4 protein-coding genes are annotated in these 3,370 nt (G+C 55.0%); all 4 read right to left on the bottom strand.

Annotation, left to right across the window (positions count from 1 at the left end; genetic code table 11):
- Positions 1–87: hypothetical protein (locus tag AB7E14_RS21970; RefSeq protein ID WP_428169958.1), on the bottom strand; the 87-nt coding region annotated here is incomplete at its 3' end.
- 36 nt (positions 88–123) lie between these two features.
- A complete protein-coding gene (locus tag AB7E14_RS21965) occupies positions 124–2,388 on the bottom strand; it encodes a ComEC family protein (RefSeq protein ID WP_316962178.1) in 2,265 nt (754 codons plus the stop codon).
- Between the two features lie 204 nt (positions 2,389–2,592).
- Positions 2,593–2,877: an integration host factor subunit beta gene (ihfB, locus tag AB7E14_RS21960; protein ID WP_002463068.1), complete on the bottom strand. Its 285-nt coding sequence runs from the start codon at positions 2,875–2,877 to the stop codon at positions 2,593–2,595.
- Positions 2,878–3,024: 147 nt separating this feature from the next.
- Positions 3,025–3,370 (bottom strand): S1 RNA-binding domain-containing protein (locus AB7E14_RS21955; RefSeq protein ID WP_428169957.1); only part of this gene is annotated, 346 nt, incomplete at its 5' end.

Genomic DNA, 3,370 nt, shown 5'->3' with positions numbered 1-3,370 from the left:
CACGATCAGACCCGATTTGAAAGGCGCAATGGTTGGCCACAGTCGGCGAAACGTCTGCCACGTAGAGAGATCTTTATCGTTATGCATTCAAAAAACCAGCATCTGTTGAAATAGCCGCATATTCTACCCGTTATCGTCTGACACGCCAAACCACTGATGATACCAACGAGGTAAAATTTGCTCCCGCAGGCTGATGGCCTGCCAGCCCTGTGTTGAAAAATCCAGCGAAATTTGCCCCTGATGCGGGGTATCACACCACCGGTAACCCTGTTGCAGATAGCGTTGCTTCACCTTCCATGACGGCAATCGCCAGGCGTTATAGCGTGAGGCGGAGACCAGCGCCACGTTGCCACTAACGCGCTGAAGTAGCGCCAGTGAAGAAGAGGTACTGCTGCCATGGTGTGGTACCTGGATTGCCGTCGCCGAAAGATGCTGCCAGTAATGACTGAGCATTTTCAGTTCCGCGGGGGACTCTATATCGCCCGTCAGCAGAATACTGTGCGTACCATCATCAATCTTTACGACGCAAGAGTGATTATTCCCCTGCGTCGGGTCTCCTTTCAACGGCCAGTGCACGCTAAAACGCAGTCCCTGCCATTGCCACGTCTCACCGCGGTAACACGGCAGATGCCCCTGCCAGCCTAACGGACTGCGCACCCAAAGCGCTGGCCAGGTTGTCTGCAAAGAGTGTAGTCCACCGCGATGGTCGAGATGCTCATGGCTGAGAATAATCCCCTCTGGCTGCAAGTGGTGCCAGCGCAGCCACGGAATGATTATCTGCTGGGCGCTGTCACCTCCCGGCCAGGCCAGCCCGGTATCGTAGAGTAACGCTTTACCATTACGGGCGATAACTATCGCTAACCCCTGCCCGACATCCAGCATGTGCACCTGCCAGGCGTCAGTGCGCACCGGACTCCAGAACGGCCAGCTCAGCAACGCCAGCGTCGCCAGACACAGGCCGGGGAAAACGCGCCAGGCGATAAATCGCCAACCGGGTAGCATCAGCCAGGGGACAAAGACCAGCCACTGCCAACGGGCATCAACGTTGATCCACCCCGCAGGCAAGTGATTGAGCGCCCAGAATAATGCAGCCAGTGAGCGATCGGCCAGATACCAGAGTCCGCCCTCAAGAAGCAGCGGACCAGTGAGATGGACCACCATTCCGGCGAGGATCAGCGGGACGCTGACAAACGTAACCAGCGGGACAGCAAACAGATTCGCAGCAAACGACGTCAGGCTGATACCGTGGAACAGTGCGATTTGTAGCGGCATGAGCAGCAAGGTAATCCCCAGTTGCAGGTGTGCCAGTTCAACCAGCAAGCGCCCGGCACGTGATGTGGGCCAGGCGGGGCAAGGAAACCATTGGTACCAGAATAACAGCGCCGCAACGGCAAAGGCCGAAAGCCACAGGCTTTGCGAGATCACGGCGACGGGATCAACAACCAGAATAGCCGCCAGACAGCAGCACCAGACTGACCATCCGCTCCATTGCCGCCCGCATAATTTCAGTGCTCCCCACACCAGCAGCGCCACTACCGTACGTAGCGCCGGAGGTTGTAACCCGGTCAGCCAGGCGTAAAACGCAGCGCAAATTAGCCCGCCAATCACAGGATGTTGCCAGCGAATTGCACCGACCGGCAGCAGAAACTGCACGCCGCGAATCAGAGCAGCTGCCAGTAAAGCCACAAAAGCGATATGCAGGCCGGAAATTGCCATCAGATGCGCCGTGCCGGTATCGCGCATGATCGCTTTGACTTCCTGTGGCACCAGCAGGCGCTCCCCCATCCCCAGACCTAGTATCACCTGCTGCCAGGGATAGTTTTCCAGAGAATCCGTTAACGAGGCGAGATAGCGCGCTCGCCAGCTGCATTTGCTATCGACAATCTTTGCCTGTAAAAATCGGCCAGTGAGCGGCTGATGCTGTGCCAGGGCATAACGCTGACTATCAAATCCGCCGTCATTCAACTCGCCGTGCATGGCACGGACCTTCAGCGTCATCGCCCAACGTTGTCCCGCGCACGGCGCGATTGGCAAATATTGGTTATAAAGCACAATACCGACGGCAGGGAAAAGCCGATGCCCATTAAGATGCGTGATCAGCCCGGCATGTGTCGTCATGTTATCCGTGGCCGTCAGCTCAACGATGGTCTCCTGCGTGGCGGCGGGCAACGTATTTCCCGCCCACAGCGACTGTTTCGCCGCCATGACGCCCCAGAGAAAAAACAGCAGGAGAAGCCCAGCGTACTGTGCCACTTTCCAGCGGAGCAGACCGAGCAGACAGGCCAGCACAAACAGGATGCTAACAAGCCATCCCCCCGGCAGCGCAGGTAGCAAAAATAAAGGGAAAATTCCCCCTAATGCACACAGACTGACCGTCGTTAATTTCATACACACCTCCGTGTTGGCGGCAGTGTGCAGGTCTGAGCCGGGATTGTCAGGAGGAGAATGAAGGATTTACGGCCATGATTCCGCGATTTTCATCGCCGCCCGGCAATGTGCAACATGAAATGCGAGCGGCATTCCAGGGTTGAAAAGCAGGCAAGAAAAAAGCACCGTAAAGGTGCTTTTCTGAGGTTATGTTGTGCGAAAAACTTAACCGTAAATATTGGCGCGATCGCGCAGTTCTTTACCCGGCTTAAAGTGCGGAACGTATTTCCCTTCCAGATCCACTTTGTCGCCAGTCTTCGGGTTACGCCCGGTACGTGGTGCACGGTAGTGCAAAGAAAAGCTGCCGAAACCGCGGATTTCAATACGCTCGCCCTGTGCAAGAGTCGAGGCCATATGCTCCAGCATCTCTTTGACCGCATCTTCAACCGCTTTCGCGGGAATATGAGATTGCTGAGTGGCAAGTCTTTCAATCAATTCTGACTTGGTCATGATTCCTCCGGTTCCAATAAGCTGCTGCTGTTGCATTGATTAAGGGCGGCCGTAGCCGCCCTTTGTCATTGATTACAGAACGAATTCTATAATCTGTCAAGTATTCTCATCTGACTTCGGGACGAAACCTCCCAAAGTATCAAAGAATTACTCGCCTTTAGCTGCTTTGAAAGCTTCAGCCATTGCGTTGTTGGAGAAGTTTGCATCTTCCTGTTTGTTAACAGTTGCGATGGCATCTTTCTCATCAGCTTCGTCTTTAGCACGAACAGACAGGCTGATTGCACGGTTCTTACGGTCAACGCCGGTGAATTTAGCTTCAACGTCGTCACCCACGCTCAGAACCAGGGTAGCGTCTTCAACGCGGTCACGGGATGCTTCAGAAGCGCGCAGGTAACCTTCAACGCCGTCAGCCAGTTCTACGGTTGCGCCTTTCGCGTCAACTGCAGTCACTTTACCGTTTACGATTGCGCCTTTCTTGTTCAGTGCAACCCAG

The organism is Citrobacter sp. (assembly GCF_050252275.1).
Taxonomy (GTDB): Bacteria; Pseudomonadota; Gammaproteobacteria; order Enterobacterales; family Enterobacteriaceae; genus Citrobacter_A; species Citrobacter_A amalonaticus.
The sequence above is the reverse complement of the archived record's forward strand: the minus strand, read 5'-3'. Positions and strand labels throughout refer to the sequence as shown.

What these genes read in the sequence shown, in the direction of transcription:
- AB7E14_RS21965 (WP_316962178.1), bottom strand. Translation starts at nt 2,388, where the DNA reads ATGAAATTAACGACGGTCAGTCTGTGTGCATTAGGGGGAATTTTCCCT.
- ihfB (WP_002463068.1), bottom strand. Translation starts at nt 2,877, where the DNA reads ATGACCAAGTCAGAATTGATTGAAAGACTTGCCACTCAGCAATCTCAT.